General features: G+C 58.9%; 2 protein-coding genes. One reads left to right on the top strand and one right to left on the bottom strand.

All coding sequences use genetic code 11. The features are described 5' to 3' along the window. Nucleotides 1–999 (top strand): aldehyde dehydrogenase family protein (locus tag A7X77_RS31370; RefSeq protein ID WP_064686662.1); only part of this gene is annotated, 999 nt, incomplete at its 5' end. A 343-nt stretch (nucleotides 1,000–1,342) separates the two neighbouring features. Here A7X77_RS31370 and A7X77_RS31365 read toward each other — a convergent pair. Continuing rightward, nucleotides 1,343–1,945 (bottom strand): CoA transferase (locus tag A7X77_RS31365; RefSeq protein WP_197486925.1); only part of this gene is annotated, 603 nt, incomplete at its 5' end.

The raw sequence follows: 1,945 nt of genomic DNA, 5'->3' as shown, positions 1-1,945 counted from the left end.
TTGCCATGGAATGCTCCGTTGCATCAGGCTGCAAGGGCCATTGCCCCGGCACTTGCTGTTGGCAACACGGTTGTTGCGAAGCCATCGGAACACACCCCGGGCTCGTTGATCGAACTGGCGCGCCTCGCCGTCGAAGAAGCGGGACTGCCGGCCGGCGTACTCAACGTAGTTGTCGGTCGCGGAAGCGTGGTCGGGCCTGCCATGGTCGACCACCCTAAAATCCAGAAGATTTCGTTCACGGGTAGCGTCCGGGCAGGGCAGGAACTCGGACGCATAGCAGCTGATCGTATATTACCGCTGACCCTCGAGTTGGGCGGAAAATCCGCGAATATCGTGTTCGATGACGCCGACCTGAATGCGGCCGCGAAAGGGTCTGTCCGTGCCTTCACCTGGAACAGCGGGCAGTGGTGCTGTGCGGGGACTCGTCTCCTGGTCCAGGAAAACATCCACGATGAGTTCGTCGAAAAGTTCGTGAACGAAGTGAAGGCGCTACGTGTCTGCCACGAGCACGACGCCACCTCCGGCCCCATCACAACGCATGCGCAGTTCCTGAAAGTTCAGGAGTATCTCAAGATCGCCGGAGACGAAGGAATGACATGCGCAGTGGGTGGCAAGGTGGCCAGCGGAGCCAACCTCAACGGCGGGTGGTATATTGAGCCGACAGTTTTCACTGGCGTGGCGAATGAGGCGACCCTGGCGAAAGAAGAAATCTTCGGCCCTGTCGTGGTGGTCATCCCGTTCAAAGAAGAGGCCGACGCATTGCGCATCGCCAACGATTCCGACTTCGGGCTGGCAGCCGGCATATGGAGCCGGGATATCGGCCGCATTCACCGCGTAGCTGCAAAGCTGGACGCCGGCCGGATTGTCGTCAACGAGTATGGCGGTGGCTTCGTCCAAACCCCGTGCGGTGGGTTCAAGCACAGCGGTTACGGACGGGAGCAGGGGATCGACGCGTTGGCACACTACACCCAGTTGAAGTCGGTGATCATCCGCCTGTGACGGTCGGTCAGCGGCAGACCTGAAGCCCGCCAGTCGGATGCGAGAGGCGGCTTCTCAGATAGGAGAGGCCTGAAGAAGTCGGCAATGCGGCGAGCGTTGCCGACTGACGACATGATCGCCAGGCATTTGTTCCGTCCACTATCGATTCGGATGTTTGCAAAATTATGAATTAGATGCCAGCAATCGAGGGCAATGCTGCGCTGGTAGCTTTGGACCGGAGCAGGCAGCGGTCGATTGCATCGCGCCCGCAAGCGGACATTGGTGGCACTTGCAACACAATGTTGTGTCGAACAAAAAAGGGCAGCCCCCCGCTGCCCTTTAAGTTTGCAGGTCTGTCTCCTCTTCAGGCGACTTGGAGGACCGACGCGATTTCGTCGTCGCTCAATCCCAAAGTCTCAAGGACGTTCTTGTTATGCTCGCCGAGCCGAGGCGCTGCAGAATGATCGACAGCACTCATGGCCACGCTGTTGATCGGAAATCCAGGAACCCTGATCTCGCCGACCTCGGGATGAACCAGCGGAAGGAGCATTTTGCTCGCCGCCAACTGGGGGTGGTTCATGAGATCGTCATAGTCTGAGACCGGGGAACAAAGGATGTCTGCATCTCTCAGCACAGCCAGCCACTCGTTGCGCGTGCGGCGGATGAAGTGCTCGCCAAGTACTTCTTTCATTGCTTCGCGGTTGGCGACGCGCGAAGCGGAGTCAACAAAGCGGTGGTCGGTCTTCATCTCTGGAATTTCCAAGATGTCGCAGAGCCGCTCCCAGCGTCCGCCGTTGTAAGCGGCCAGCATGAACCAGCCATCCGACGCCTCGAAGGCTTCGTTCGGTGCGGAGTAGGGGGCAGCGCTTCCGATTTTTTTTGGCACCACGCCATCCGCGAGATAATTGGATAAGGACACCTGCTGGAGCGCGATCGCCGAATTGAACAGGTTTACGTCAAGGTGCGC

The sequence above is a fragment of the Rhizobium bangladeshense genome (assembly GCF_001662075.1).
Classification (GTDB): Bacteria; Pseudomonadota; Alphaproteobacteria; order Rhizobiales; family Rhizobiaceae; genus Rhizobium; species Rhizobium bangladeshense_B.
This window is presented reverse-complemented; position numbering and strand designations above follow the sequence as displayed.